28 protein-coding genes are annotated in these 26,499 nt (G+C 41.6%); 1 reads left to right on the top strand and 27 read right to left on the bottom strand.

Annotated features, from left to right (window positions below):
• Positions 1-18: 18 nt before the first annotated feature.
• The 24 genes from yabQ to metG form a co-directional block, all read right to left on the bottom strand.
• Positions 19-657: a spore cortex biosynthesis protein YabQ gene (gene yabQ / locus MHI23_RS00375; protein ID WP_041105727.1), complete on the bottom strand. Its 639-nt coding sequence runs from the start codon at positions 655-657 to the stop codon at positions 19-21.
• Positions 654-962 (bottom strand): sporulation protein YabP, encoded by a 309-nt coding sequence (gene yabP, locus MHI23_RS00370; RefSeq protein WP_024425646.1) that lies wholly within the window; start codon positions 960-962, stop codon positions 654-656. The genes yabQ and yabP overlap by 4 nt, the downstream gene beginning before the upstream one ends.
• A gap of 73 nt (positions 963-1,035) precedes the next feature.
• Complete coding sequence (locus MHI23_RS00365; protein WP_008341839.1) at positions 1,036-1,296, bottom strand: RNA-binding S4 domain-containing protein; 261 nt, start codon at positions 1,294-1,296, stop codon at positions 1,036-1,038.
• Positions 1,293-2,777: a nucleoside triphosphate pyrophosphohydrolase gene (gene mazG / locus MHI23_RS00360; protein WP_125587545.1), complete on the bottom strand. Its 1,485-nt coding sequence runs from the start codon at positions 2,775-2,777 to the stop codon at positions 1,293-1,295. The genes MHI23_RS00365 and mazG overlap by 4 nt, the downstream gene beginning before the upstream one ends.
• A complete protein-coding gene (locus MHI23_RS00355; protein WP_125587544.1) occupies positions 2,767-4,371 on the bottom strand; it encodes a polysaccharide biosynthesis protein in 1,605 nt (534 codons plus the stop codon). The genes mazG and MHI23_RS00355 overlap by 11 nt, the downstream gene beginning before the upstream one ends.
• Before the next feature lie 190 nt (positions 4,372-4,561).
• Entirely contained in the window at positions 4,562-5,098 is a 537-nt protein-coding gene (spoVT, locus tag MHI23_RS00350; protein ID WP_024427194.1) for a stage V sporulation protein T, read from the bottom strand.
• Between the two features lie 139 nt (positions 5,099-5,237).
• Positions 5,238-8,771, bottom strand: a complete 3,534-nt coding sequence (mfd, locus tag MHI23_RS00345; protein ID WP_125587543.1) for a transcription-repair coupling factor — start codon at positions 8,769-8,771, stop codon at positions 5,238-5,240.
• A 68-nt stretch (positions 8,772-8,839) separates the two neighbouring features.
• Complete coding sequence (locus tag MHI23_RS00340; protein WP_003217967.1) at positions 8,840-9,070, bottom strand: anti-sigma-F factor Fin family protein; 231 nt, start codon at positions 9,068-9,070, stop codon at positions 8,840-8,842.
• Positions 9,071-9,125: 55 nt separating this feature from the next.
• Positions 9,126-9,692 (bottom strand): aminoacyl-tRNA hydrolase, encoded by a 567-nt coding sequence (gene pth / locus MHI23_RS00335; RefSeq protein WP_342492191.1) that lies wholly within the window; start codon positions 9,690-9,692, stop codon positions 9,126-9,128.
• A gap of 140 nt (positions 9,693-9,832) precedes the next feature.
• Positions 9,833-10,459, bottom strand: coding sequence for a 50S ribosomal protein L25/general stress protein Ctc (locus MHI23_RS00330; protein WP_024425642.1), 627 nt, complete (start codon positions 10,457-10,459; stop codon positions 9,833-9,835).
• Between the two features lie 139 nt (positions 10,460-10,598).
• Complete coding sequence (locus tag MHI23_RS00325; protein WP_024425641.1) at positions 10,599-11,552, bottom strand: ribose-phosphate diphosphokinase; 954 nt, start codon at positions 11,550-11,552, stop codon at positions 10,599-10,601.
• Between the two features lie 27 nt (positions 11,553-11,579).
• The gene (gene glmU / locus MHI23_RS00320; protein ID WP_025093516.1) at positions 11,580-12,950 is read right to left on the bottom strand and encodes a bifunctional UDP-N-acetylglucosamine diphosphorylase/glucosamine-1-phosphate N-acetyltransferase GlmU; all 1,371 of its coding nucleotides are present in this window, start codon (positions 12,948-12,950) and stop codon (positions 11,580-11,582) included.
• 198 nt (positions 12,951-13,148) lie between these two features.
• A complete protein-coding gene (spoVG, locus tag MHI23_RS00315) occupies positions 13,149-13,445 on the bottom strand; it encodes a septation regulator SpoVG (protein WP_008357439.1) in 297 nt (98 codons plus the stop codon).
• A 224-nt stretch (positions 13,446-13,669) separates the two neighbouring features.
• Positions 13,670-14,047: a 2-iminobutanoate/2-iminopropanoate deaminase gene (ridA, locus tag MHI23_RS00310; protein ID WP_024425639.1), complete on the bottom strand. Its 378-nt coding sequence runs from the start codon at positions 14,045-14,047 to the stop codon at positions 13,670-13,672.
• A 38-nt stretch (positions 14,048-14,085) separates the two neighbouring features.
• Positions 14,086-14,919, bottom strand: a complete 834-nt coding sequence (purR, locus tag MHI23_RS00305) for a pur operon repressor (RefSeq protein WP_024425638.1) — start codon at positions 14,917-14,919, stop codon at positions 14,086-14,088.
• A 55-nt stretch (positions 14,920-14,974) separates the two neighbouring features.
• Positions 14,975-15,844, bottom strand: coding sequence for a 4-(cytidine 5'-diphospho)-2-C-methyl-D-erythritol kinase (gene ispE, locus MHI23_RS00300; protein ID WP_019743558.1), 870 nt, complete (start codon positions 15,842-15,844; stop codon positions 14,975-14,977).
• Between the two features lie 146 nt (positions 15,845-15,990).
• On the bottom strand, positions 15,991-16,176 hold the full coding sequence (locus tag MHI23_RS00295) for a small, acid-soluble spore protein, alpha/beta type (protein ID WP_017366434.1): 186 nt from the start codon (positions 16,174-16,176) through the stop codon (positions 15,991-15,993).
• Positions 16,177-16,339: 163 nt separating this feature from the next.
• Positions 16,340-16,597: a Veg family protein gene (locus tag MHI23_RS00290; RefSeq protein ID WP_024425637.1), complete on the bottom strand. Its 258-nt coding sequence runs from the start codon at positions 16,595-16,597 to the stop codon at positions 16,340-16,342.
• A 213-nt stretch (positions 16,598-16,810) separates the two neighbouring features.
• Positions 16,811-17,695 (bottom strand): sporulation peptidase YabG, encoded by an 885-nt coding sequence (gene yabG, locus MHI23_RS00285; protein WP_125587541.1) that lies wholly within the window; start codon positions 17,693-17,695, stop codon positions 16,811-16,813.
• A 134-nt stretch (positions 17,696-17,829) separates the two neighbouring features.
• Positions 17,830-18,708 carry a 16S rRNA (adenine(1518)-N(6)/adenine(1519)-N(6))-dimethyltransferase RsmA gene (rsmA, locus tag MHI23_RS00280; protein WP_025093515.1) on the bottom strand — a complete coding sequence of 293 codons (879 nt, stop codon included), beginning with the start codon at positions 18,706-18,708 and terminating at the stop codon, positions 17,830-17,832.
• On the bottom strand, positions 18,701-19,261 hold the full coding sequence (gene rnmV / locus MHI23_RS00275) for a ribonuclease M5 (protein WP_017359323.1): 561 nt from the start codon (positions 19,259-19,261) through the stop codon (positions 18,701-18,703). The genes rsmA and rnmV overlap by 8 nt, the downstream gene beginning before the upstream one ends.
• Positions 19,262-19,422: 161 nt before the next feature.
• Positions 19,423-20,625, bottom strand: coding sequence for a G5 and 3D domain-containing protein (locus MHI23_RS00270; protein WP_125587540.1), 1,203 nt, complete (start codon positions 20,623-20,625; stop codon positions 19,423-19,425).
• A 244-nt stretch (positions 20,626-20,869) separates the two neighbouring features.
• Positions 20,870-21,637, bottom strand: coding sequence for a TatD family hydrolase (locus tag MHI23_RS00265; protein ID WP_125587539.1), 768 nt, complete (start codon positions 21,635-21,637; stop codon positions 20,870-20,872).
• An 81-nt stretch (positions 21,638-21,718) separates the two neighbouring features.
• Positions 21,719-23,719, bottom strand: a complete 2,001-nt coding sequence (gene metG, locus MHI23_RS00260; protein ID WP_125587538.1) for a methionine--tRNA ligase — start codon at positions 23,717-23,719, stop codon at positions 21,719-21,721.
• Positions 23,720-24,239: 520 nt separating this feature from the next.
• On the opposite strand from metG, the gene MHI23_RS00255 reads away from it, so the two are divergent.
• Complete coding sequence (locus tag MHI23_RS00255) at positions 24,240-24,530, top strand: AbrB/MazE/SpoVT family DNA-binding domain-containing protein (RefSeq protein ID WP_087975202.1); 291 nt, start codon at positions 24,240-24,242, stop codon at positions 24,528-24,530.
• A 44-nt stretch (positions 24,531-24,574) separates the two neighbouring features.
• Here MHI23_RS00255 and rsmI read toward each other — a convergent pair whose 3' ends face one another.
• From rsmI to MHI23_RS00240, 3 genes are read right to left on the bottom strand one after another with little or no spacing between them, the layout of a single operon-like run.
• Positions 24,575-25,456 (bottom strand): 16S rRNA (cytidine(1402)-2'-O)-methyltransferase, encoded by an 882-nt coding sequence (rsmI, locus tag MHI23_RS00250; protein ID WP_024425632.1) that lies wholly within the window; start codon positions 25,454-25,456, stop codon positions 24,575-24,577.
• Positions 25,431-25,730: a GIY-YIG nuclease family protein gene (locus tag MHI23_RS00245; RefSeq protein WP_041105706.1), complete on the bottom strand. Its 300-nt coding sequence runs from the start codon at positions 25,728-25,730 to the stop codon at positions 25,431-25,433. The genes rsmI and MHI23_RS00245 overlap by 26 nt, the downstream gene beginning before the upstream one ends.
• Positions 25,717-26,460 carry a tRNA1(Val) (adenine(37)-N6)-methyltransferase gene (locus MHI23_RS00240; protein WP_024427205.1) on the bottom strand — a complete coding sequence of 248 codons (744 nt, stop codon included), beginning with the start codon at positions 26,458-26,460 and terminating at the stop codon, positions 25,717-25,719. Before MHI23_RS00240 ends, MHI23_RS00245 begins: the two co-directional genes overlap by 14 nt.
• Positions 26,461-26,499 lie beyond the last annotated feature (39 nt).

The following is a 26,499-nucleotide window of genomic DNA, read 5'->3' as shown; positions in this document are numbered from 1 at the left end:
AATTGAAGGCCTCCTCTCTTACTTTGTCCAGAATTGTTTCCATTTCGTTTTGATGGTACCAGATAATTTCTTGGCCCCTTGTAAAATTCCTGCTCCTTTTGAGAAAAACAATCTCATTGATGTTCGCCATTTTTCGGGAATCCGATGAATAATGGTCACATTGAGTAACCAGATGAGCGGATAACAAACAATCGACAGCACCTTCCACACGAGCCGAAACGTAAAACGAACAAGACGTAAGAGCGAGTGGAGCAAGAACAGAATAGCACTTATAATCAATGTGATCATCCAGCGGATCGGCTGGAAGACAACCGACATGACCAGCCTTTTTAGGAAGAGAACAGTCTGATATACACACATCATGATAAACTTGAGAATCTTGAGATACAAATGTTTCATCAATGCCTGATACATCGAGAAACCTAGAGCAACAGCTAGAAAAATATAAAGCCTGAATTCTCCCTCATTTGTCAGCAGCAGGACGTAAAAGAATAAGAGACCCTGTACCATCCAAAAAAGGAGATCGTGGATAACCAAAAGCCATTTTGCTGTTTTTTCCCGGTTCACAAACAGCTTGTACGTATCAAGCGATGCGCCCAGCCAGATGCCCATCGCCGCCATGGAAAGCATCGTATAAAACTGGACTGTCAGCGTCATTTAAACAGCTTGCTAAAAAATCCTTTAGCTTTCTCCCCGTGCTGCTCATCCACATAGATTAAATCAAAAACACGCCCTTTGATCGACACAACGCCCTTTTCGACGTCTAGGTTTTTCATTTGCAGATTTTCTCCGCGGATGGCGAGAATCCCCATGACCGTCTCCAGCAGAAATTCCTCACTATCAAAGCTTTCCACTTGTTTGACACCAGTAATATCTAAATGCTTTCTGTTTCGCATTGTGACATTGTGCTCCGCGTCTGATGACAGCTTCGTGCCTTGAGGTTGATTATAATATTGATTCATCTATACATCCCCCATATCTCATACTTGCATGTTACTGCATTGTATGTGATAAGAGGGTCATTTAGAACAAGCCCTATTCTGCTGTTTTTTCTTCTTTTAGCACAGTATACATGCCAGCCGCTTCTTCTTTTTTCGTCGTGTCCTTTAACTCGTTGACTTGAACAGTCACTAGTTTTTGACCAAAGCGGATTTGCAGCTCATCTCCTTCTTTCACGTCAGAGCTTGCTTTCGCCTGTGTTCCGTTAATAGATATCCTGCCTTGATCAGCTACTTCTTTTGCCAATGTTCTTCTTTTAATTAAACGGGACACTTTTAAAAATTTATCTAATCTCATGTGTGTTCACCTCTTTCTATGCCTTTCGCATCGTTCCATAGATCGTCCATTTCCTCTAGCGTTAAGTCATCTAACGAACGGCCCATGTCCTTTGCTTTTTGTTCGATATGCTGAAAGCGCCGTATGAATTTTGTGTTGGCAGAAGCGAGTGCCGTTTCAGGCTCTAGGTGATAGAACCTGCCAATATTGACGAGAACAAACAAAAGATCTCCAAATTCATCTTTCATCTGCTTCGTTGCACCTTCGTCCGTCTTCTCTGCCACTTCAACGAGAAATTCCTGCTTTTCTTCTTCGTATTTGTTCCAAATATCTTGAACATCTGTCCAATCAAAGCCCACTTTGGCAGCTTTCTTTTGGAGCTTATACGCCTTTGTTAGTGCCGGAAGTGTCGCCGGAATCGATTGCAAAATAGAACCGGTACGCTCTGGCTTCTCCTGCTGTTTGATTTTTTCCCAGTTGGCCACCACATCTGCTGCCTCAGAAACATTCGTGTCACCAAACACATGGGGGTGGCGTCGAATCATTTTTTCTGTGACATGCTGAATGACGTCATCGATTGAGAAATAACCGTCATCTTCGCCAATTTGAGCGTGAAGTAACACCTGCAGCAGCACATCGCCAAGCTCTTCCACCATATGATCTGGGTCATCTTCATCTATCGCTTCAAGCAGTTCATAGCATTCTTCAATTAAATATGGTTTCAGTGATTCATTGGTTTGTTTTTGATCCCATGGACAGCCGCCCGGACCTCTTAATGTACGTATGACGTCACGGAAGGTGTCAAATTGTTGATAAAGCAGCTGTTCATCTTGAATTGGAGGAACATAAACACTCGTTAAGTTATTTATCGACACATCTCGATCAAGTTCAAATAAAGGAACGGCAGTAATCTGTTCCTGACTGCTTCCAGCCGCAGTCACAATATAAACTTCATAATCGTCGGGGAGCTTTTCCATCAGCGTGAGTTTCACATTCGAAGCTGTCATCTGATCATATACCTGACAAATCAGGACGTGCTGGGTTAATTTCAGATCATCCGCTCTCATATCCCCTGCATCAACGAATTGTAATCCCTCGATGGGATCAATCTGCAAGGAGTTGAATGTCGCATCTAGAAAGCTTTGTCCACCAGCGACAGACACCTCAACCCCGCGCTCTTTCTGCCCGGCGACGAGCAGCTGTACGGTCTTTTCTGCCACAAATGGATGACCAGGTACAGCGTACACAATGTCTTTTTCTGCTGCCTCTGCAAATAATATTTCGGTAATTTCCTGATACACCTGATCAAACTGATCATGCTTTTCATAAATTTCATCAAAAAAGGTGAGAGATGGGACCTCCTGCATTAACTCTGCGATAAGCGGATGATCCTGCGTTCTCATAAATACTTCTTTCGCCTGCTTCAGCTGCTTATATACACCGAGCGTCAGCTGATCCATGTCGCCTGCCCCGAGACCGACGACGGTAATCTTACCTGCCATTTTGATTCCCTCTCATCTGTTTAAAATATAAAATCTTTTCTCCTAATGGAATGAGTCTCCATTCCTCGTCCGTAAATACTTCTAGCTTAAGAATACTATATAAAAAGGCGAAACCACCAATAAAAACTGATGTCAGGCTCTCTAAAACGGAAAACGGGCGTTTTTCAAAGGGGATGACCCATGAAAACAGAGCCTGATATCCTATTAAGACCACAGCCATGAAGGCGGCTGATAAAAGAATTTTCACCGGGAACAGCTCTCTCAACGAAATCCATCCTTTATGCTTCAAATAAACGGCATTGAGCACGGCTACTGTGAGAAAACCACATACAGTTGACCATGCGGCACCATGGATGCCAAATAACGGTACAAACTCAATTGTTAGAATCCATTTCACCAGCACGCTGAGAACCACCACAACAGCAGGATATACAGTATGCCCGAGCCCTTGCAGTAAAGCCGCCTGCGTAATGGCAATCGACGTAAAGACGATCGATATACAGAATATTTGCAAGGCATCGGTGCCTAAGTCATTACGAAAAAGCATTGTATTGACTGGTGCTAAAATACAAATCAGTCCAACCGCTGACCCTATCCCTAATACCGACGTGGTCTTAACCGATGAGCGAACTTTTTGCCGTATTGTTTCATGCTCTCCATTCCTCATGGCTGCAGATAAAAATGGCACAAGAGAGGTTCCGATGCTGATGGCAAACACCGTTCCGAGCTGTAAGAAAGGCTGGCCTCGGTCATATACACCTTTCGCCGCCTTTGCCGCCGCTTCACTGAGACCCTCGCTGCGCAGCAGTGCATACAGATGAAAAGCATCAATCATTTGCATCCATAAAATGAGCAAACCGCTGACACAAATCGTCAATGTATACAGCACCAAACTCTTCATAACATCTTTTTTTCGAAGTGTCGCCTGTTTGCCTGACATACTTGCAACAGACTGCTTTCGATAGGTCAGCCAAAGGAAAAGAAGCAAAATGAGCGAGGCCGCACTTCCTGCGATAGAAGAGAACACCGCACCCGCCCCTGTTTCATAAAGCGAATAGCCGTGCCTCACGAAATAGAAGGATAAAACAAGCAGGACACCTACCCTGATGAGCTGCTCAACCAACTGAGAAACAGCTGTTGGAAGCATCAGACCGTCACTCTGAAAAACTCCCCTCAGCATCACAGTGAGCGGCAGAAATAGAAACACAAAAGCACTCATCTGGATGAGCAGAATTAATTGACTGTCTGCCATAAGACTCGCAATTGTGCCTGCTCCTATGTAAAGACAAAGAAATAAGGCTAGGCTCAGTAAAGTGATATAGACCAAGGATACCCTTGTAATGATCCGTCGATTCTCTTCCCCATGCTCACTCAAAAGCTTGGACACCATGACAGGAAAACCTGTTGTACCAAGCATGATGGCAATGCCAAGGAAAGGATATACCTGCTGATAAATATAAAACCCTGTGTCCCCTACGATGTTTTGAAACGGGACACGGTAAACGGCACTTAATATCTTTGATAACAAGCCTGCGATGGTCAAAATCACCGCACCCTGGAAAAGCCAATGCGGCTGATTCACAGCATTTTTCATGGATGACTCCTTTAAAATAAATCTACAGTTAAACGCACTCATTATAACATACGTGAATGAAAAGACGTTTCTTTCTAAGGAGTAGACGGCACATGTCTCGTTTTGTTTCATCCCATATAAAAAACCGACAAAATCAAATGATTTCATCGGCATTCTTTCATTTTATCAAGATGATATAGAGTTATTAGACCTAATGTTCCATTTGACGGGCTAAGAAGCCAGCTGCCGTTTCTGCCGCTTTATGCTCCACTTCTCCCATTGAACGCTCTTTAGAAAATAAGACGACGGCGCCAATTGGATCTCCGTTCGCAACAATAGGTGCAATGGTATAAGCAGATACGTCATCATCAATACCATCGACAAGTTGAATTTCTTTTTTATTTTCTTCTAACACAGAATTACGCTGATCCATTGTTCGTTCAAGTAAATCACTGATGGATTTGTTCAAGTACTCTTTTTTCGAACTGCCAGATACAGCAATATACGTATCTCGATCACAGATCAGGATGGAATGACCCAGACTGTCGAATAATGCATCAGCATATTCCTTCGCAAAGTCTCCTAGCTCACTAATCGGCGAATACTTCTTCAAAATCACTTCTCCATCGCGGTCGACGAAAATCTCAAGCGGATCTCCTTCCCGGATGCGCAATGTTCTGCGAATCTCCTTCGGAATAACCACTCTACCTAAATCATCGATGCGGCGTACAATTCCAGTTGCTTTCATTCACTGCTGCCTCTCTTTCGTTTGATGATGTGTTGGGTGAATGGAACAAAAGCGTCCACTTTATGCAACATTCACCACTTGACCCTGAGTTTAGTATCCGTCACATCAAACGTAATATACACGAGAGACAAACAAAATTTTATGAAGATGGAATGGTTTCTTTTTTCACATCTTGAAGGCCTCGAAGCATGTTAAGGACAACCTCAAGCCATTCCTCAGTCTTCTTGCCTTTCGTTTGGACAGAAATAATCAGCTTGCTGCCTTCCATTCCTAACCCGATTTCACGTCCATATTTACTGCCGAGCTCAAATAATTTTTGACCGTCGATTTCACTGCTTGCTTTCTCATCAAGAGTCATTCTGACAATGCCTTTCTCCATCTTGATCAGCTCGACACGTTCTTGGACAGCGTACACCTTCATTGTCGCAATCGTAAACAAGTCAGCCACTTCTTGCGGATATTCACCAAATCGGTCGATCATTTCATCCTGAAGCTCTTTTCTCTCTTCAATCGATCCAATTGCTCTGAACTGTTTATACATTTCAATCTTTTGCTTGCCATCCGAAATATAAGTGTCTGGGATGTAAGCATCAATTTGCAGATCAATTTCTGGCTCGAACTTATCTTGAGCCGTTGTATCGCCTCTTCTTTCCTCAATGGCTTCTTTCAGCATTTGAGAATAGAGGTCGAATCCAACCGAATCAATGAAGCCATGCTGCTGAGCACCAAGTAAGTTCCCTGCTCCTCGAATTGTTAAATCACGCATCGCAATTTTAAACCCAGATCCGAGCTCTGTGAATTCTTTAATGGCTTGAAGTCTTTTCTCCGCAACTTCAGAAAGAACTTTATCTTTTCGATACGTGAAATAAGCATAAGCGACACGGTTCGAACGCCCGACTCGTCCTCTTAGCTGGTACAGCTGAGAGAGCCCCATTTTATCGGCATCGTGGACGATGAGCGTGTTCACATTTGGAATATCGACTCCCGTTTCAATGATGGTGGTACTGACCAATACATCTGATTCACCTTCAAGAAAATTAATCATCACTGATTCCAGCTCGTTCTCACTCATTTTCCCGTGCGCATAACTGACTTTTGCGTCTGGGACTAGCATGGAGATTTCGTCTGCTTTTCGTTCAATATCCTCAACACGGTTGTAAAGGAAGTACACTTGACCGCCGCGTGCTAATTCTCGCTCTATCGCTTCTCTGACTAGAGCGCCATTATACTCAACCACATAGGTTTGAACAGGGAAACGGTTTTCAGGCGGTGTTTCAATCACTGATAAATCCCGTACGCCAAGCATGGACATATGAAGCGTACGCGGAATTGGCGTAGCCGTTAATGTCAGTACGTCGATATTGGCTTTCATCTGCTTAATTTTCTCTTTATGCGTCACACCAAAACGCTGTTCCTCATCAATGATCAACAGTCCTAAATCCTTGTAGACGATGTCTTTTGAAAGAAGGCGGTGTGTGCCGATAACCATATCGATCGTTCCGTTTTTCAGCCCTTTTAACGTTTCAGTTGTTTCTTTTCTTGTACGGAAACGGCTCAGCTGCGCAATTTTGACAGGGTAGTCTTGGAATCGGTCCATGATTGTGTCAAAATGCTGCTGTGCTAAGATGGTTGTCGGAACAAGCAAGGCTACCTGCTTCCCGTCAGCAATCGCTTTAAAGGCCGCACGAATAGCCACCTCCGTTTTTCCGTAACCCACATCTCCACAAAGCAGACGGTCCATTGGACGTTCCCGCTCCATATCCTGTTTAATTTCGTGAATCGAACGGATTTGATCATCTGTTTCCTGATAAGGGAACGCAGATTCAAACTGGCGCTGCATCTCATGATCAGGCGAGAAGGCATATCCTTTGCTTGCCTCGCGTTCTGCGTACAGTTTAATCAGATCATCTGCGATGTCCTGTACAGATGTTTCAACTTTTTTCTTCACGCGTTTCCAATCGCTGCCGCCTAGTTTGTACAGCTTTGGTTCTTTACCTTCTGATCCTACATATTTCTGCACCTGATCAATTTGTTCAACCGGTACATAAAGCTTGTCGCTTCCTTGATAATGAATATTTAAATAATCTTTATGAATGCCGCCGATTTCAAGCGTTTCAATTCCTAAATATTTACCGATCCCGTGGTTAATGTGCACCACATAATCGCCGACTTGAAGCTCTGAATAGCTCTTGATCCGCTCTGCATTGGTCAGCTTTTGCTTACGCGCCTGTTTTTTCACACGTTTCTTGAAGAGTTCACCTTCTGTGATTACAGCAATTTTTGATAACGGCAGTTCAAAGCCTGTTTGCAGCTCACCTTGTAAAATATACACCTGTCCGCTCACAAGCTCAGCGTCCGGTTTAGCAAGAGCGGCTTCAATGTCATAATCATGCAGAACAGACGACAGCTTTTCTGTCCGCTCTTCATCAGCACCTAAGAAGACAACCGTGTATTGCTGTTTTTTATAGCGTTCAATTTCACTCGCCAGCACATTCATCTGTCCGTGGAAATTCTGCATTTGCTTACTAGATACATTGACGATATTTTGCGGATTTGTCTGCTGGACATGTCTCAGGAACAAAGAGTAGTACAGAATGGATCTCGATTGCTGATTGATCAGTTCTTGGAACGGGAAAGATAGAGATAAATCATGAAGAATATTGCCTTCTTCAAGCAGACTAATTGTCCAATCGGCTTCTTCCTGTTCAAGCTGTTCTTCCATCTCCTGAATTCTGCTGATTTCATCTAAAATAATAATCGTATCCTGCGATGTGTAATCTAGCAAACTAGCAGGCTTTTCATAGAAATAGGACAGGTACTTCGTCATTTCCTGTGTCACGATGCCTTCTAACAGCTTCTCGCGATCAGCAGATATATTTTGATGAAGCAGTTCTTTTTGCTGATCTGAGTTGAATTTCTTTAAGCTCTTCGCCAGCCCTTGATCAAGCTGTTCAATGGCTCTCACTCGTTCCGGACCTCTCACAATTAACTCTTTTGCAGGACCTATTTTGATTTCTTGAAGGGTTTCTAATGAACGCTGTGTATCCGAATGAAACGTTCGAATCGAGTCTACTTCTGTATCAAACAGTTCAATACGGATTGGATGATCTTCCGTTAACGCATAGATGTCGATAATTCCTCCGCGCACACTAAAATCTCCGGGCGCTGCAACCATCGAGGTCCGGTCATAACCAATTTGTACGAGCTGTTTTGAAAACGCCTCCAAATCAATTTCTTCACCGATCTTTAAATGGATCTGACTCTCCTTCCAGAGCTCAACTGGCGGAAGCATCCTGCGAACCGCAGCAGCGGGAGTGACGATAATGGGGTCTTCTCCATTCGCAAGTCGATTCAAGACATCCAAACGCTGTGCTCTCAGCTCAGGACTGGCCACTGCAATTTCTGAAGCGATGAGTTCATTGACAGGATAAAGAAGGACCGAGCGATCGGGCATCACACTTGCTAGATCATCTGTAACCTTCTGCGCCTGATATAAATTGTGAGTCACAATAAACATTGGCCGCTTCAGTTCGTCTGATATCGCGGCTGTAAATAAAGATCTGACGGAGCCTGATAGTCCGGCAAGCAGCTGTTCTTTTAACCCTTCCTTTAGTCCATTAAAAATGGACTGAAAATCATCACTTTGTTTGATAAATGATTGTATGTTTTTCATTTGGCTCCTCCTCCCTGTTTGTTTAAAACAGAAAAACGCTTTGGTCTAATATCTACACCAAAGCTTTTTTATTGAATAAAAGTATGATACTGATGGTAATCAGGATTTCTTTCGAGCGCCTCTTGGCAATCCTCACAAATGGTTTGTACATGTAAATCACCATTTTCCCTATAAGAAATCATATCGTTTCTTTCCTCATTTGTTAAGTGATGAAATCCAAGTGCTTCACTTTGGACAGCGGATTCATCTAGACTGCCAACCTTTACACCACAGTGGCGGCAGTAATAATGCAAAGCCATACGTGATCCTCCCATGCTGAGATTTTATGATCAGTATGTGCTTCACTTATCATTCTTATACCTTCTTGTTAAAATCATTCATCACTTCTAAAAATGGCTTTTTTAAAGCCGCTTCACAAGCCTCGACAGACGATTGAATGGCTGATGCGATGTCAGGCTGTTCTTCTTCTGAGAAACGTCCTAGTACGTAATCAACGACCTTCATGCCGTTTTGAGGACGTCCAATGCCGATACGGAATCGGTCAAATTCAGGTGAACCTAAATGCTGAATCAATGATTTGATTCCATTATGCCCGCCTGCACTTCCTTTTGTACGTAGGCGAATCCGGCCAGTTGGCAAATCAAGATCATCATAGATCACTTTCAAATGTTCGAGGGGAATATCGTAATAGTCCATCAGCGGACGCACACATTCTCCTGATAAGTTCATATATGTAAGCGGCTTTACAAGTAGAACCTTTTGCCCCGAAACAAACCCAGTTCCAAATTGTCCATGGAATTTTGATTGATTTAAAGGAATGCCCCATTTTTTCGATAATTCATCTATTGTCATAAACCCGACATTATGTCTTGTTTTTTCATATTCTTTTCCTGGATTGCCTAATCCAACGAATGCAATCATGAAACCAATAACCTCCTTTGTCACACAGCACACGCCTAAAAAATGAGCCAATCAGATTGCCTCATGTAAAAACGTATGAATTCTTTTCATTCTAGCACAAAAGACGCAACCGCGGGAGGGTTACGTCTTTAAATGACCAGTTATTCTCCATCGTCATCCTTTTCTTTAATGGCCTCAGGCTCTTGCGGCTCTTCTTCGCTATCCGGCTCAGGAACCTCTGATTGCTGAGGCGGCAGAATGGAGGCAACGACTTCTTCTGGATCATTATTGATTTGATAAGATGACTGAACAGGCAGATCAGCAACTGTTAAGACATCATTGACTTCTAAGTTTGTAATATCAGCTTCAATATTCTGCGGGATATCTTTTGGTTTCGCTGTAACAGATAATTCAAATAGTGGCTGCTGAAGCACACCGCCATCTTTTACCCCTTTAGACTCGCCAATCAGCTGTATTGGTACATCTGCCTCAATTTCACGCTGTAAGTCAACAACTTGGAAGTCAGCATGGACAAGCTCGTTTTTCAGCGGATCTGTTTGTAATTCTGTCACCATCACAGATTTCGTTTCACCACCCACGTCTAAGGTGATAATTGTATTCTTCCCTTCATCACGTAAGGTCTTTAATAAATCGATGCTGTCTAATGAAACAGCCAGGCTGTCTGTATTTTTTCCGTATATGACACCAGGAACGTGTCCTGAATGACGGATTTTTTGCAGTGTGGAACGTTTGAAATCAGTTCTTTTATTTGCTTTTAAAGTTGCCATATTCAGCACCATCCTATTTCTTTTTTTGTCACTACTTTCATAATTACCCATAACCGAATCATTTTAAACCTATTTGCCGTGAATGATGATAGCAAAAAGACCCCAAGCTTGATGCCTAGGGCCTTTTTTAATCAGAAAATTAGCTGAAAAGGTAGCTCACAGATTCTTCTTCATGTACACGGATGATGGCTTCTGCAAGCAAAGGCCCAACCGAAAGCGGAATGAATTTTCCAACTTTCTTGTCATCAGTTAATTGAATACTGTTTGTCACAACCAATTCTTTAATTTTAGAGTTTGTGATACGTTCTACTGCTGGTCCAGACAATACTGGGTGCGTACAGCAAGCATATACTTCAGCTGCTCCATTTTCGACTAGCGCATTTGCTGCAAGTGTAATAGTACCAGCTGTATCAATGATATCATCGATCAGAATCGCCGTTTTGCCTTCAATGTTACCAATAATGTTCATGACTTCAGCAACGTTTGGCTTTGGACGGCGTTTGTCGATAATTGCGATCGGCGCTTTCAGGCGGTCTGCCATTTTACGCGCACGTGTCACACCACCGTGGTCAGGAGACACAACAACGATATCATTCAAGTTCTTCTGTTCGAAATAGTTTGTTAAGATTGGCACAGCCATTAAGTTATCGATTGGAATATCGAAGAAACCTTGGATTTGCGGCGCATGAAGATCAAGTGCAATCACACGTGTAGCACCTGCTGTTTCAAGCAAGTTTGCAAAAAGCTTCGCAGTGATTGGCTCACGAGGTTTTGCCTTACGATCTTGACGTGCATATCCGTAATAAGGGATCACAATATTGACAGTTTTCGCAGAAGCGCGTTTTAGCGCATCCACCATAATGAGCAGTTCCATAATATGCTCATTGACTGGCGCACTTGTTGATTGAATGACATAACAATCACAGCCGCGGATACTTTCTTCAATATTGATTTGGACTTCACCGTCACTAAAACGTTTAACAGAGCTCTTTCCTACATCAACTCCGATACGATCGGCAATTTCTTTGGCAAGTTCAGGGTTTGAATTCAAAGAGAATATCTTTAAATTCGCATCAGCATAACGATTAGACATGGTATGGTAAACCTCCGGGTATTTGGATTATTTTTTATGAATATTTTTCACATAATCTTCTTTATTGACTTGTCTTGCTCTAGCAATAGACAATGCATCCTGCGGTACATCTTCTGTAACCGTTGAACCGGCTGCAACATATGCCCCTTTTCCGACAGTGACTGGTGCAACTAGATTTGAATTACAGCCAATAAATGCGCCGTCTTCAATCTTCGTTAAGAATTTGTTTTTCCCATCATAGTTGACTGTAATGGAACCACAGCCAAGATTTACATCAGTTCCGACCTCTGCGTCTCCAATGTAGCTTAGATGAGATGCCTTGCTGCGGTCTCCGAAAACTGTTTTCTTGATTTCGACAAAATTTCCGATTTTTACTTCATCGCCAATTTTCGACAACGGGCGAATATGAGCAAACGGTCCAATTGTCACATCAACTCCAACCTCACTATCGCAGACGACAGATTGCTTAATGACTGTTCGATCTCCGATGATGCTGTCAACAATTTCAGTGTTTGGCCCAATAGTGGCGTCTGCACCGATTTTTACATTCCCTTTGATGACCGTCCCAGGATAAATAACTGTATCTTCACCGATGACAGAATCTGGCGAAATATACGTGTTCTCAGGATCAATCAAGGTCACACCATTCTTCATATGCTGATGATTAATACGTCGCTTCATGAATTGCTCTGCTTGTGATAGAGCGATACGATCGTTAACTCCAAGTGTTTCTTCAAAATGCGGTGTTTGATAAGCTGCAACTGTTTGCCCTTCATTTTTTAGAATTTCAATAACGTCTGGCAAGTAGTATTCACCCTGTGCATTTTCATTCGACACTTGCTCAATCACACGGAAGAGATCTTCATTTGAAAAGCAATAAGTCCCTGTATTAATTTCATTCACTTGACGCTCTGCATCGTTCGCATCTTTATGCTCCACAATTTTCACGACAGCACCTGTTTCGTCACGAATAATACGGCCATAGCCTGTCGGATCATCCGCATGTGCTGTTAAAATAGTGACTTTCGCTTGATGTTTTTGATGCTCGCTTAACATGGCTTCCATTGTTTCCGCTGTCAATAATGGCGTATCACCACAAATGACAATGGTTGTTCCCTTTTCCTGCGCGAGGAACGACTTTGCTTGTTTGACGGCATGGGCTGTTCCCAGCTGTTCTTCTTGAAGTGCATACTCACTTCTGTCTCCAAGCTGCTCTTTCACGTCCTCTGCACCATGACCGACAATCGTCACCAGCTTGGCTAAAGAAAGCTTTAACGCTTCATCTGCCACATGCTCGACCATTGGCTTTCCGCAAACTGGATGAAGTACTTTATATAGCTTTGACTTCATTCTCGTTCCTTTTCCCGCTGCTAAAATCACTGCGAACCGCTTATCCATTGATTGGCCTCCAATATCCCTATTATCCATAGAAAAATATATCCTAAATAAAGACTGATTTCAAGGATACATAAGGAAGTACAATAATTTTCTAACAGATGAAAGACTTAAGAAACAAGAGAAAGAACGAAAAAAAGACAGCATTTAAAAGAAAACATTCATTTTCTCTTAAAGCCGTCTTTTTAAGTTCACATATGATTAAGAAGCTCCAGCTTCTTCATATTCAATTGTTTCTTCCTCTTCGCCTAAGCGATGATATTCATTTAATACAGCATCTTGGATTTTACCCCGAGTGCTTGAATTAATTGGATGTGCAATATCGCGAAACTCTCCATCAGGCGTGCGTTTGCTAGGCATTGCTACAAACAACCCATTGTTTCCATCAATCACACGAATATCATGAACAACAAATTCGTGGTCCAGCGTGATGGATGCAATCGCCCTCATGCGACCATCGGTATTCACGCGGCGTAATCTTACGTCAGTAACTTCCACAGTAGTTCACCACCTTTTCCCAATATAAAAGCATTACTTAGGTATTCAACGATCGTGGTGATTCTCCTGCTCTTTTTTTAAACTTTTTTTGAAATATCGGGATATTTATACATTATTTGTCATATTCGTGACGGCGCTTACATTCTCAGCATAAAAAAAGACATCATGATGATGTCTTTCCCTGCATATGATGAAACCAAACGGCTTTCATTGAGAGTGCCTGTTTATTTAACTAATGCAACTACTTCTATTTCTACAAGCGCATCCTTTGGAAGTCTTGCCACTTCCACGCATGAACGAGCTGGCTTATGTGTATGGAAATACTCACCGTACACTTCATTCACTTCAGCGAATTGTTCCATATCTTTAATGAAAACAGTTGCTTTCACGACTGTTTCAAAGGAAGCACCTGCTGCTTCAAGTACAGCCTCAAGATTACGGAATACTTGATGTGTTTGTTCTTTAATATCTCCATTTACAAAATCTCCAGCTGGGGTTAATGGAATTTGCCCTGAGCTGTAAAACATGTTATTGACAATAATTCCTTGAGAGTAAGGTCCAATGGCTGCTGGTGCATGTTTGGTTTGAACAACTTTTGTCATATCAATCTCTCCCATTCAAATACATGTTTAATCAAAGCTTACGCTTTCGAATGAAAAAACTCGTGGAAATTGCCTTCATTGATCTCAATGATTTTTTGCTTCATATCAATGGTAGAAAGCTTTAACAACGAGACATATTCATCGACAAGACGTTCATCTACGCCTTCATCTTCTAAAAGAACACCGATCCCTGCAACATTTGCATTAAATTCCTCAAGCAAATTCATCATGCCGTTAATGGTTCCGCCCGCTTTCATAAAGTCATCAATGATCAACACATTGGAGCCTTTATCTAAGCTTCGCTTTGCAAGGGACATGGTTTGAATTCGGTTAGAAGAACCTGACGCATAATTAATACTGACAGTTGATCCTTCGGTTACCTTATTATCTTTTCTAACGATCACAACAGGCACATTTAAATAACCCGCAACAGAATAGGCAATCGGAATACCTTTTGTCGCAACGGTCATGACGACATCAATCGCACGGTCCGCAAAGATGGTCGCAAACAGCTTACCGATTTTCGCAAGTATCGATGGATTGCCTAAAACATCGGTTAAATATAAATAACCGCCAGGAAGTACACGTTCAGGAGTTGATAATGCCTCTCCGATATCGTTTACTACGTCATCTGCTTCTTTTAGGTGTATTTTTGGAATATATTTCACTCCGCCAGCAGCGCCAGGTACAGTAAGCAATGTGCCTATTCCCTGCTGTTCGAAGGTCTGTTTGATAATCGTTAAGTCTTCACTAATGGAGGACTTTGCAGATTGATATCGCTCTGCAAAAAAAGTTAAAGGTACTAGTACGTGCGGGTGGGCTAACAAATAATTTGTTAAGTCCACCAATCTGCCGCTTCGACGAAACTTCATGAACTTACCCCCAGAACCCGAATAATTTATGAATAATATAACTTAATATACGGATTTAATCAAGGGCATTTTGTTCGCCGATCATGCGGACAGCGTATACTTGATCACAAAATCCTCTCAGTCCGTTATATATTCTTTGTACCTTCGATTCATATTGAATCAAGCCAAATACCGTTGGGCCGCTTCCACTCATTAATACAGCATCAGCACCGAAACGCTTCATCTGTCTTTTGATCATATCTACTTCTGGATACATCTTTAATGTCACTGACTCCAGAACGTTACCGAGTGAGCCGCACATCTCTTTATAATCTTTCGCTTCAATGGCTTCAATCATACGCTGTACATTTGGATGTTCTACTTTGCTTGCGTCATATTGTCTATAAACTTCAGCTGTAGATACCCCAATCACCGGCTTCGCTAAAATCACCCAGCAATGCGGCGGTGTCGCGATATGCTTCAGTTTTTCTCCACGTCCTGTCGCTAGTGCTGTGCCTCCGTGTACACAAAAAGACACATCTGAGCCGATCTCCGCTCCAAGCTCAGCCAGTTCATCTAACGTGAGATTCAACTTCCACAAACGGTTTAAACCGCGAAGCGCTGCGGCAGCATCACTGCTGCCTCCAGCTAAACCTGCTGCAACAGGGATTGCTTTTGTGATGACAATCGATACTCCTTTTTGAATACCGAACCTTGTTTTGAGTAATTTAGCTGCCTGATAAGCCAAGTTACGCTGATCATCTGGCACAAATCGATTATGAGATGATACACGGATTTCGTCTTTATCCAGCTCCGTCAGCTCAAGTCGATCTGCAAGGTCTATTGTTGTCATCACCATCTCTACTTCGTGATATCCATCCGGTCTTTTTCCATGGACATCAAGTGAGAGATTAATTTTTGCCGGTGCTTTTTCTAAAATACGCAAACATTTCACCTACTTCTCCATCTAAACATAAGTATCAATATTGTATCACATTTGATGGATCTGATGAATATTGGCTTTTACGCCCAGCACACTGACTTTTCCAACAAAAAAAGCCAGAGACACCTGAGGTATCCCTGACCATTTTTCTATCGTTGATTCTCTTCCTGAGCCATGTGCTGCTGAGCTAATTCGATGGCACGTTTGACCATATTCCCTGCGTCACGCGCACGAATTTCTCCCCAGCCTCCATTTTTGACGGTATCATAAAATCCAAGATCCTTCGCCAGCTCGTATTTGAACTCATCTGACATAATGCCTCGGCGTCTACCCAAACGAAACAGCCCCTTTAGTCGAGAATTCGAATCAGTGCCACTGCTTTTGTGGCTTTCTTATTTTGTATCGAATCTTTTCTTTTACCCCTTTCAAAAAATGGACAGACTCCCATTCAGAAAAAAAGGCAAAACAAAAAGCAGTAAACAAGAAGTTCACTGCCCATTAATAGGCGACTGAGCTAGCGGCATCATCGAACGTTAATTCGACCGTCTCAGTCAGTATATCTGCATAACTGTAAGAAACTCTTTCAAACGAATTCTCATCTTGATCTAATTGAATCACAAATACAGAAGGGTACGTTTCAGCTAAAATGCCCGAACGCTCAATTGTTTTACGGCGGCCTCCGTTAGCCTTTAACGTCAAACGTTTACCTAAGTTACCATCAAGCGATCTTTTGATGTCGGACAAAGTCTTCGCCATTGCATCCACCTCACTGAGATAATTATACAACAACGGCCCATTTTTGTCAAATAAAAATTAAATTATATCAACCAACACGAGCCATTGTCAACAAAATAATTTTGACAAACTTCTACCTTTTCTCCTCCCTATTTTTCTCAAATTCCGGTGAAATATGTATCCGTTTGAAATTTCTTTTTACACATAAAAAAAACCAGACTGAAATCAGTCGGGTTATGTCGATTCATGGTCTTTTTTATATGGCATACCTACCCTTAAAACACCCTTCGTCTCGATGCCTCCGAGACCTTTTTCTCTTGTTAATGTATTACGAAGCACATCCCATACGTTGATTCGATCTACAAATGGAGTGAAGCTGATCTTCGCAACGATATAGACGGGATCGAGCGCATGGATGTTCACACGTGAAGGTGAGCTTGCAAAATTGGCACCTGCTTGGATCAATGATTCGAAATGAGATTGACAGGCGCCTGCAAAGATCACAAGCTGATCTAAATGAGGAATTTTCTTTCTTGCTTTTTGAACCGTCTCAACGAAATGACGAGAATGGCGATAGGCACCGATATCATTTACGCCGCCCTTTTGCTTGGAATACGCATCATGCCCTGTAATGACCAAAATATCAGGCCGATATTGATCAAGTAACGAATCGATCACGCTTGGCATTTTCTTCTCATGGCAATGCACTCCATATACAGGCACACCAATTCGTTCATATACATCTAAGCATTTCTTTAAGTATGAAGCATCTCCATCTAAATGAAGGACCCTTCCAGGCATGTGAAAATACTGCTCCTGATGCTGATATTGTCCAGAAGTATAATACTCTTGTTTTTCACGCAGCAGCTGATAATCCTGTCTTAGTAAGTCGAGCGATTCGTTAATTTTCCGTTCGTCGTCCTTCTCCCTTGTCAGCTGCTCCTCTTTTTGAATCAAGACGAGATCCGACATCTTAGCATCAGCAATCAGCCTTACTTCATTCCCATGCAATATGGCAGTGGCTTCGTGCTGATCTGTCTCATCAATTCGTATGATTCGAAACATAATATCCATTTGATAGGATGCCCTCGTCACCATATCTCCTATTTGAAATTGCATGCTGTTCACTCCACAATCAGGCTCATATCCTGTTGGTATCGTCTTGCACTACACATGGTCGTCTTTCATATGTGCTGTTCTTTCTAGCCTATGCCCGAACAGTTGAAGTGGTGAAAAACAAAAGAAAAAAGCCCTTACGAAAGGGCTTTTTGTAAAACATTCGACAAACGGGCAAATTCCTCAATGGATAATGATTCTCCGCGGCGCTTTCCATCAATATCTGCTGTTTGAAGTGCTTCTTCGATGATCGCTTTATGTTTTTTTCCATCAGGTAGATTATTCATCAAATTATTCATCAATGTTTTCCGGCGCTGGCCAAAGCTCGCTCGGATCAATTGAAAGAAAAACGCATCATTTTCTACTGAGACAGCAGGCGTTTCACGAACAGTCAGCTTAATCACAGCCGAATCGACATTTGGCTGAGGAACAAAAACCGTTTTAGGCACAACCATCACCGTTTTTGCTTCTGTGTAAAATTGAACTGCGATAGACAGTGAATTGTATTCCTTAGATGAAGGGACAGCTGCCATACGATCTGCTACTTCTTTTTGCAGCATGACCACAATCCCTTTCAATGGAAGGTTTTCTTCAAGCAATTTCATAATAATCGGTGTTGTCACATAATATGGAAGGTTGGCTACGACCATCACTTCTTTACAGTCAGCAAAATTTTCCTCGATGACCTTTCTCACATCCGCCTTTAATACATCTTGATGAATGATCGTGACATTATCATATGGAGAAAGCGTATCGTTTAAAATAGGCAATAAACGCTGATCGATTTCAAAAGCGGTGACTTTCTTTGCACGTTTAGCGAGCTGCTCTGTCAATGCGCCGATACCAGGCCCAATTTCAATGACGCCGGTCTCATCTGTAACCTCTGCGTGATCGACAATGCGATCTAAAATATTTGTATCAATTAAGAAGTTCTGCCCTAAGCTCTTTTTAAAAGAGAAACCGTACTTCTTCAGTATTTCCTTCGTTCTGACGGGTGTCGCAATATCTTTATTCATCGGCTTCCTCCTGCATGACGGTCTTTAAGGCCGCAATAAAATCATGTTTGGTTATTTGGAACATGTGAAGGCGCTTTTGCAGCTGCTTCGCATTGGTGTATCCTATATTTAAAAGCACTCCTAGTCGTTCGCGGCGGCGTTTCGATGCTTCGCCTCCGATAAGGCCTGCGTCAAATAAGTCGTCTAATGTAATGTCACTTTCCGATTCTTCCATTTCTTCATGGACATGGGCAAGACATTCCCGAATACTGTCCAGGGAAGCATGCTCGACACCAATTCCTTTATCCCGCTTCGCCTTCGCAAGATGTTTTGGCAAAAAAGCGTGCTTACAGCCAGGAACTGCCTCTGCGATGGTTTTACGGATCTTCTCACCAGGAAAATCAGGATCTGTTAAAATAATGACCCCTCTCGTCTCCTGCGCAAGACGCACTTGTTGAATGACTGTATCGCCAATGGCGGATCCGTTTGTTTCGATCGTATCTGCATCAACCGCCATCTTCACTCTGGCAGTGTCATCACGACCCTCCACCACAATGATTTCTTTGATTTTCATGTATTCCTCCGCTTGCAAAAACAATCTACATTTTTTGGTTAAAAAAACGAAACCTTTCATGCTGCTTTTGCGTCTAATTAATTAGAAAACAGTGCTTCTATTATAACCAAAAAAACAGAGGGTGCGCAAAGCCCTCTGTTCATATAAATGATTTGATGTGTTTATTTGAGTACTCTAATCTTCACTCGTTTATTTCCCCATTGATAAGCTGCCGACTTACTTGGGACGAACACATCAATTTTATTCCCTTTTATAGCAGATCCAGTGTCTGATGCAACGGCATATCCATAGCCTTCCACATACACTTTTGAGCCCAGCGGAATGACACTCGGATCAACTGCTATAACCTTTGCACCTGGATTTGCTTTTAAATTAAAGCCTGTAGACGTTCTGCCCGTACATCCAGCACAGCTCGCTGTATAGGCTGTTGACGCCACATAAAATTCTTTTCCTGACGATTCATTGCTTCGTGAAACCGCAGGGGACGCTGTAGGCTCCTTTTTGGCCACTTGTGTACCAATAGCCACTAATCGGTCCTTACTATCTTTTTCGGTCACTTCTTTAATCAATTCTTTAGACACCACTTTGCCGTTTTCTTTCACAATGGCATAGTGCTTCTTCAATTTACCTTCTTCACCTTTTTTAAGTACCTTCTCTTTCCCTTTTTCAAGAGAATGATCCTTTTTATGTTTGGTATCAAAAGCAATTTTCTCTTCCACTACATCGGTGACTTTTTCCACCCGAGTGATCTTTATATCTGCGCTCTTTTTAGAAAGGTTACTATGTAACGCAGGCTTGATCTTATCGTGCTTCTTGAGCTTTAGCTCTTGTTGCTTTAAAAAGTCAGCGACCGTAGTCGAAGTGGTCCACACTTTTTTATCTTTTCCTCCATCATTTAAGCTGACCTGGAAGGCCTGCTGAATCACAAGATTCATATCCTTTGTTAACTTGTCATTCTTTCCTGGAGTTACTTGATCGTGCTTCCCAATATCTATTTTCTCATTCTTCAATAATGCTCCAACCGTCTGATCTGTTGTCCATATCGTTTTCTCTTTCCCGTCTAGGGTCAGATGAACCGGTATAGCCGCATCATACACAATGTTCATGTTGTCTTGAATCTTTGTATTTAGACTTGGAGAGATATGATCCTCCGCCTTGGTCCTTATGCCAAGGTCTGAAAGCAGCTGAGCTACTGTCTCTTCATGTGTACGAATTGTCTTCTCTTTACCATTGATTGAAATGGTAATAGACTGCTTAGTGAGCTCATGCGCACCGTAAGCCGTTCCAGTTCCAGCTAAAAGCAAGCAAACAACGAGTAATAAAATCTTGCCTTTTCCTAGCTTCACAGAAAACAGATTTTTCATTTTTTGTACGATGAAAAACGCCTCCTTCTCCTCGGAGAGATTATATAGAGTATCTCAAAACCTGTCAACCCTTCCACCCACTGTACAAAAATGCTCGATTGTAAACCTATTATGGGAGATTTATGGAAGGAAGGGAAGAAAGACTTATCGACAACTTATCCTATGAGGAGGCGCAAACGTGTAGAACTTTTTCGTTATGTTTCACAATTGGACAAGCTTAAACAAGGATTGACATCATATACTGTCAGTTTATACGGAAAACTTTTTTTGCATTTATTGTTGTCAATTCAGCAAGCTCTTCAAAGCTGATTTCTCTCAGCTCCGCAATCTGTTCTGCAATATATTTGACATAACTTGGCTCATTACGTTTCCCTCTAAATGGCACTGGCGTTAAGTATGGGCAGTCTGTTTCAATCAAAAGCTTGTCACTCGGTATCTCCTTTACAACTTCCTTTGGCTTTTTGGCATTTTTAAATGTCACGGGTCCACCGAATGAAATATAAAAGTTCATCTCCATACACGCTTTTGCAGTTTCTAGACTGCCAGTAAAGCAGTGCATAATACCTCCAACTTCAGCTGCTCCCTCTTCCTTTAAAATCGTCACGACATCTTCCGTTGCGTCACGATTATGAATAACGATTGGAAGATTCACTTCCTTCGCAAGAGCAATTTGGCGTCTAAAGACTTCCTTTTGCACATCTTTTGGCGACTTGTCCCAATAGTAATCCAGACCCATTTCACCAATCGCAACCACTTTTTCGTGTTGAGATAAATCTTTGATCCAAGCCAAATCCTCATCTGTCATATCAATAGCATCGACTGGATGCCAGCCGATAGCTGCATATATGAAATCATACTCTTCAATCAATTCCATCGCTCTCGTAATTGTTGGGCGGTCAAACCCTACCACCACGATTTTCTCAACTTTTTCGCTTTTCGCTCTTTCGATCACCTGTTCTAAGTCTTCATTGTATTGTTCTGCATTCAAGTGGGCATGTGTATCAAATAACATGGTTGATTGCTCCTTTCGACAATTCTGCTAAAAAACAAAAGGTGTTCGACGAAATGTTACACGTGGAACACCTTTGTTGATTTATAAAATTTTTGTTCCATTTGCTAGAGTTTGATCTACTTCAAGAACCTGCAATTTCCCGCCTGTTTCTCCAGTTAAAATCATTCCCTGGGAAATTTCCCCTCTGAGTTTAACTGGGGTAAGATTTGCTACGCAAACGAGCTTTTTCCCTACTAATTCTTCTGGTTGATAGTGCTTGGCAATCCCAGAGACGATTTGTCTTTTTTCAAATCCAAAATCAAGCTGAAGCTTTAAAAGACGATCGGCTTTTTTCACTGGGGCTGCTTCCAATACCTGTGCAACTCGAAGATCAACTTTTGAGAAATCATCAAATGCAATTTCTGCTCCCAGCTCAGGTAATTCCGTTTCTTCGATTTCCACTTTCTCTTCTTCTACCTTAGGTGCACTTCCCTGCATTTTTTCTTTAATGTAGGCTACTTCTTCTTCAACCTCTAAACGCGGGAACAAAGGCTCTCCCTTTTGTACCGTTGCTTGTTGAATCGCACCAAATGATAATATACTATCCCAGCTTTTGAGCTTATCTTCTTCAATTCCAAGCTGGAAGAAGATTTTCTCAGGTGTTTTCGTTAGGAACGGCGTTAAGAGTACTGCAGTGATTCGAAGTGATTCTGCTAAATGATACATAACAGAATGCAATTCTTTTCGTTTTGTTTCATCCTTTGCCAGCACCCACGGAGCTGTTTGATCAATATATTTATTGGTTCTGCTGATTAATGTCCAAACATTTGAAAGAGCCACAGAGAATTCAAGATTTTCCATCGCTTCTTCATAGGCTTTGACTGTTTGTTCAGCTACTGCTTTCAGCTCTTCATCGAACTCATTAACAGGGCCTTTATAGCTGCTTAATGTGCCGTCAAAATATTTTTGGACCATCGCAACTGTACGATTAAGCAAGTTACCTAAATCATTGGCAAGGTCATAGTTTACACGTTCCACGAATCCTTCTGGTGTAAACACACCATCTGCACCAAATGGTACTTCGCGAAGCAGGTAATAACGAAGGGCATCGAGGCCATAGCGATCAATTAATGTGACCGGATCTACCACATTCCCTTTTGATTTAGACATTTTGCCATCTTTCATGAGCAGCCAGCCGTGTGCGAAAATTTGTTTCGGCAGAGGCAGATCTAATGCCATCAACATAATCGGCCAATAAATCGTATGGAAGCGTACAATTTCTTTTCCTACGAGATGTACGTTGGCAGGCCAATATTTTTTATATTTTTCATCTTGATCTGTTCCATAGCCAATCGCAGTTAAATAGTTGAATAACGCATCAATCCATACATAAATGACGTGCTTTGGATTGTTAGGAACTTTAATTCCCCAATCAAAGGTTGTTCTTGATACTGCTAAATCCTCTAAACCTGGTTTAATGAAGTTATTAATCATTTCATTCTTTCTTGATTCAGGCTGAATAAACGATGGATTCTTTTCGTAATAATCGAGCAAACGATCCGCATACTTACTCATACGGAAGAAATAGGATTCCTCTTTAATTAATTCAACGGGGTGGCCGCTGTCAGGGCTTTTCCCGCCAATGACTTCCCCTTCCTCATTACGCTCAACATCAACGAGCTGTGTTTCTGTATAGAATGTCTCATCAGGAATACTGTACCAGCCCTCATATTGATCTAAATAAATATCGCCTTGATCGAGCAGTTTTTGGAAGACTTGCTCAATGATTTTCGTATGTCTTTTTTCTGTTGTACGGATGAAGTCATCATTCGAAATGTCGAGTTTCTTCCATAATGATTTAATGTCTTCAACGACTGGATCTAAATACTCGATCGGTGTGATATTTTGTTCTTCAGCTTTTTGCTGAATTTTTTGTCCGTGCTCATCTGTACCTGTTAAATACATCACATCATAGCCTTGAAGACGTTTATAACGAGCCATAGCATCTCCTGCTACTGTCGTATAAGCATGTCCAATATGTAATTTTCCGCTCGGATAGTAAATAGGTGTTGTCAGATAAAACGTTTTTTTCTTTTCCGGCATGTCGGAACCTCCTGCGTGTGTGTAAATGTCAAAAACTCCCGCCCAATGGACGAGAGCGGTTATCATCATTACATGAAAATGTGTCAGATCAATTCATTCAATTTTGCACTTGTGCTTTCTCTATGATACCATCTTAGCCTTTAAGATCAAGCATATATACATAGAACAAGCTGAAATGATCGAAAAAGATGAGTTTTTCGAAAAAAACGACAAACCCGTCGACATTTTGTCGAATATTGTCGTATGAAATCTATTTCCAGATTTACAATTGGCTAAATTAGGGCAAAAGTCTTGTTAATCTGATCTCGTCATTTCTTATATTTTCATAGGAAAAGCCTACAAAATCCTTATACACCAGTAGTTTCAAGGTCTTTTGACTTTAAGAGTCATATTTTACAAACAATAGTAAACAAAATGATTGACGATTTATGGAAACCTTGTTATGCTAGGAATGTAAGGAATTTGTCGAATAATGACGAAGATAATATTATTTTAAGAATAAGAACTTTTTGGGAGGAGAATGAAGATGAAATCTACAGGTATTGTACGTAAAGTTGACGAATTAGGACGCGTGGTGATTCCAATCGAACTTCGCCGTACGCTAGGAATCGCTGAAAAAGACGCTTTGGAAATTTATGTTGATGATGAAAAAATTATCTTAAAAAAATATAAACCAAACATGACTTGCCAAGTAACAGGTGAAGTATCAGACGATAACCTTAAGCTTGCTAATGGTAAATTAGTTCTTAGCCGTGAAGGTGCAGAGCAAATCATTAACGAAATCCAAAACCAACTTCAATCACAAAAATAAGGTTCATATAAAAAGGTTCTTGCACCGTTTGCAAGAACCTTTCTTTATTGTTCAATATGATAGGCATCGTATATCGTGCGCTTTGGCACACCACGTTCGACAGCTGTACGTTTAATGGCTTCCTTCGACGTTAATCCTTCCTCTATGTAATGGATCACATGTTCTTTTTCAGATAAGGACGTCCACCAAGCTTCTTCATTCAGCTCTTCTTCAGCTTGATCATTTCCTTGTACCACAAGACAGAACTCACCTCGAATTTGATTCTCCGCAGCCCATGTCAGCACAGATTCTAAATCCCCACGAATAAACTCTTCGAATTTTTTCGTCAGTTCTCTCGTAATCGCGATGTTCCGATTCCCCCACACTTCCTTCATTAAAGTCAGCGTTTCTTTTAACCGATGGGGCGCTTCATAGAAAATGATCGTTTCTTGACGTTTTTTCAAGGCTTCAAGCTGCTTTTTCTTTTCTTTTTTTTGACGGTCGAGAAAACCATAAAAGAAAAATGGCTGAGGTGCGATTCCTGATGCAATGAGTGCCGTTAGTGCAGCATTTGCGCCAGGTAACGGAATGACATAGCCTCCGATGCTAGTAAAATCTCGAACCACTTCAGCCCCTGGATCTGAAATCGTCGGTAAACCGGCATCACTCACGAGTGCGATACTTTTCCCTTCTTTTAGCCATTCGATTAACTTGTGGCCGCTGCTGTCTTTGTTATGCTCATGATAACTGGTTAAGGGTGTATCAATTTCGTATACATGACAAAGCTTTTTTGTTTGCCTTGTATCTTCTGCGGCAATATAGTCTACATCTTTTAATGTTTGTATCGCTCGGAACGTCATATCTTCTAGATTTCCGATCGGGGTTGGGACAAGATAAAGAATACCCATGCCAGATTGACCATCAAAGCTTTTCTGTGTCTTTTTCATGTGCCGCCTCCTTTTCCATTCGCATTTCTTCTATATAAATGTCTTTCTTTTTCCGCGTCCACGTTTTGAAACGATATTCTTGCTGCATGGCTTCTCTTTTGGTTGCAAAACATTCATGATAAAAAAGCTCAACCGGCCGTCTCGCTCTTGTATACTTTGCTCCCTTTCCACTATTGTGGGTCATCAATCTCTTTTGTAAATCATTTGTATAACCCGCATACAGGCTGCCATCTGCACATTTTAATACATAGAAGTAATGATTATGCTTCTCCATACAGTATCGTCCTGATTTCATCTGTATACTCCTGGTCTTCCCCATAAACAAAAAGAGGCGGGAGAATTTTCAGATCTGGTTTTCCATCTTTTATGCCTTCTACCAAAATGGTATTGGCTTCTTTCCCTTGTTTGGGATAAACAAATTGAATTCGTTTCGGTTCAATTCGGTATTTTTTCATTAATTCCACAATCTCAAGCAGCCGTCCTGGTCGATGAACCATCGCCAATTTCCCCCCTTGCTTTAGCAGCGTGGAAGAAACACGAATAACATCTTCTAATGTACAATGAATTTCATGCCGTGCAATCGCCAAATATTCATTTTCATTGATTTCATCCTTAGAAGGTGTTTTAAAATATGGCGGATTACATGTAATCACATCAACTTTATGGTTGCCGTAGCGTTCCGGCATATCATTCAAATCACCATGAATCAATTCGATCTGGTGCGCAAGTTGATTATACTCCACACTTCTTTTTGCCATATCAAACAGCCGTTCTTGAATTTCAACACCCGTAATCGAGGCCTTAGATCGAGTTGAAAGCAGTAATGGCACGATGCCATTTCCGGTACAAAGATCAATGATCTCTCCTTTTTGGATTGGCACATACGCAAATTTAGCTAATAACACCGCGTCCAATGAAAAGGCAAACACCGTTTTACTTTGAATAATCTTCATATCTTCGGCGAGCAGGTAATCTAAACGTTCATCTTCTCTTAACGAAACCATGATGTATCCTTTCTTTTCCTGTGAAAAAGGCTCCCGATT

Origin of the sequence: Bacillus sp. FSL M7-0003 (genome assembly GCF_038628485.1) — a bacterium.
In the GTDB taxonomy this organism is placed as follows: Bacteria; Bacillota; Bacilli; order Bacillales; family Bacillaceae; genus Bacillus; species Bacillus safensis.
Note: the sequence above shows the minus strand (reverse complement) of the source record. Positions and strands in the feature narration are given on the sequence as shown.